Annotated in this window: 3 protein-coding genes and 1 pseudogene; 1 reads left to right on the top strand and 3 read right to left on the bottom strand. The window is 36.3% G+C overall.

Features of this window, described 5'->3' with window-relative positions; translation table 11 throughout:
• From ELS83_RS21525 to ELS83_RS21515, 3 genes and pseudogenes are all read right to left on the bottom strand, one after another.
• A partial coding sequence (locus ELS83_RS21525; protein ID WP_171597604.1) for a hypothetical protein occupies positions 1-273 on the bottom strand: 273 nt, incomplete at its 3' end.
• A gap of 271 nt (positions 274-544) precedes the next feature.
• Entirely contained in the window at positions 545-1,138 is a 594-nt protein-coding gene (locus tag ELS83_RS21520; protein ID WP_171597603.1) for a hypothetical protein, read from the bottom strand.
• A pseudogene (locus ELS83_RS21515) lies at positions 1,138-2,274 on the bottom strand (RHS repeat domain-containing protein); the annotation flags it as partial. The gene ELS83_RS21520 and the pseudogene ELS83_RS21515, both read right to left, overlap by 1 nt.
• A 44-nt stretch (positions 2,275-2,318) precedes the next feature.
• Here ELS83_RS21515 and ELS83_RS22790 point away from each other — a divergent pair.
• Positions 2,319-2,573 carry a GIY-YIG nuclease family protein gene (locus ELS83_RS22790; protein WP_171597601.1) on the top strand — a complete coding sequence of 85 codons (255 nt, stop codon included), beginning with the start codon at positions 2,319-2,321 and terminating at the stop codon, positions 2,571-2,573.
• Positions 2,574-2,664: the final 91 nt, after the last annotated feature.

The raw sequence follows: 2,664 nt of genomic DNA, 5'->3' as shown, positions 1-2,664 counted from the left end.
CCACAACTTTTTCAGTTGGTTGCCCTGGTAATCGTACTCGAAATGTTGGTAAAGGCCAAGGTTATCTTTTCTTTTCAGGAAATTAATGTTGCCATTGCGCCCATACATATACTCTGTGGTATAAGGATGATCGCTGGAATTGGCTGCCGAAAGGTTTTTCCAATTGTCGTAGCTAAAGCTGTAGGTATGGCGTTTTCGACCTGCTGTTTTCCAGGCCATGGCGCTTAGGCTGCCATCGTAATAAGCCTGGTTATTGGCACCTCGCTGCCGCACATTCCCAGTTTACGAGATTAGTGAAACTACCCCTTTCGTGTGGCTTCTACCAAATCCGAATTACTCCTTAAAATTTCTTTTTCACATTCCCTCTAACGCACCTTACAGCTCACACTCAGCCTATACAACAGACCTTACACCCTAATAAAACAAACCACCAACAATGCTGTGCAAATGGCTTGTTTTTTTCCTTTATCTTATTCGAAAACAGGTACGAGTGAAACACTCGCACCAGCAGATAGTGCAAATTAGCGCTTGCTAGGAGAAAATATTATATTTTTTCTTGGTAATATGTTTTAATTCTACTCGAAGTAATTTCATGTGTTGTTCTATTAATAGTTAACAAGTACTGTCCAATGATTTTTGGACATACACTCTCATCTTTAAGCAAAATAAAATTCACTTCTTTTTTATTTATATAATACATCCCGACCTGCTCTCCATCCTCACTAATTGAGTATAATTCAGGTGCTACTATATATTTTAAAATAAGTGCTTCTGCAATATTGTTAATCTCACCGATAAATTCACTAACCTCACTTATTTCATCGATATACACACATTTACCATCCTCAATTGCAACGATGTAATCAAAACACATTGTAGGATGGCACCCTTCTCTAAAACTTGATTTTAGTTCTAAATAAGGTATATTTAAAGAGTTATAATTATCTCCCTTTTCAATTATTATTTCAGTTGTAGATTCTAAATAGTCATAATTTCTGTACTCCCAGTATTCTATCTTTTTATGTGGAATTATTTCATTCAATAAATCTTCATAATAAATGTCAGGTATCGGTTTTAATTTTTTTTCACAACTATTAGCCAATGCTATAGAAAACAGAATTAATACAAATTGTTTCATTAGTTAAAAGGTAAAAATTTATGATGTTTTATAATGTCAGCTGTCCAATCAAAAAGAAAATGTGAAGAATACTTATTCATCTTCTCAAAATATAAAGTCTTAGGTTTTAACTGAATAAGTTTTTGACTTGCCTCCCATGTCCATTTATATGCCGCATGTTCACTAAATTGTCTAAATTGAATTGGAAACATTTCTCTTAAACCAGGGAAACTATTGTGTGTAACATGTACATATTCATGTCCTAATGTCAAGTATAACTTAAATTTACTTTGAAATGCATTTTTGCTTAGGTAAACATTCGATGAATAACCAGTACCCATTTTACTTGAAATACTTGTCACTCCTCCAGCCAATACATCAGTATTTCTATTAATAATATTACCATCTTTTAAAAGGTAATTTTCTGAATTTGGATTTTTATTAACAAATATGTTATCAAGCCCTTCAACATCACCAAATACTGCATCTGAAAACCTCCTAGCATTTTCCTCGGTAGCAACAATTTTCCTACCATTCATTTCAACACCACTATCCTCAATTTCCAAACTATTATTAATTGCTCTTCTATATTGTAATTTTTGCCAAGCAACACTTAATCCTCCCATCACCCCACCTGAGATTCCACCAGCAAATCCATAATTAAGTCCAGATTCCAAACCACTTCCAAAACTGGCTCCGCTCATCCAGGCATTTCCTGCTCCACTAACGAATCCTCCACTAAATCCTGCTGCTGCACCTACTACAGCTCCTTCTCCAATACCCATTACCGCAGGTGCCATACCCATTGCAAAACCATTCAGTCCTAAACCCTGCATTGCGCTCCATGCTGCTCCTGACATTCCTACTCCTAATCCTCCTGCGGCGGCCCCAACACCAAAATACCCTAGGCCATCCCAGAGGTTATCAATTTTACCTGAGTTCATCATAACATTGAACAAACCTCCAATCAACATTGCTTCAATAAAGAACTCTCCATTCTCATCGATATTCATCATCGGGTTATTCCCCATCGCCAAGTAAGGACTCGAAGCCTGCAGTGCCGGGTCAATGGCAAACCAACGGCCAACCTCCGGGTCGTAATAACGCGCATGGTGGTCGTACCAATTTACCCCCAAACTATCAATGAACTCTTTGCCTGTATAAACCCAGTGAAATAGTTTTAAATTCTTAACTTTAGTTTATGTATTATACTTATGTCCTTTTTAGCCAAAAAGACAAGAAGCTCTACGTTGGCTATACTAAAAATTTAAAACTAAGATTTGAGCAGCATCAAAAGGGAGAGGTAAAGTCTACAAAACACCGTTTGCCATTAGTGCTTATATATTACGAAGCTTGTCTCTGCCAGAAAGATGCATTAAAACGTGAAAAATATCTAAAGACTTATTATGGCAAACTTTTTTTACACAAAAGACTCAAATCTTATTTCACAGGGTAAAGGTAATTATATTTTGTTTTGCTACTTAGCTCGGCAATTATTCCGCCGTAAGGATAATAGGCTGTTTCCTGTATTACATTTTCTTCCTCAT

It is taken from the genome of Marinifilum caeruleilacunae, from assembly GCF_013141825.1.
GTDB classification, from domain to species: domain Bacteria; phylum Bacteroidota; class Bacteroidia; order Bacteroidales; family Marinifilaceae; genus Marinifilum; species Marinifilum caeruleilacunae.
Note: the sequence above shows the minus strand (reverse complement) of the source record. Positions and strands in the feature narration are given on the sequence as shown.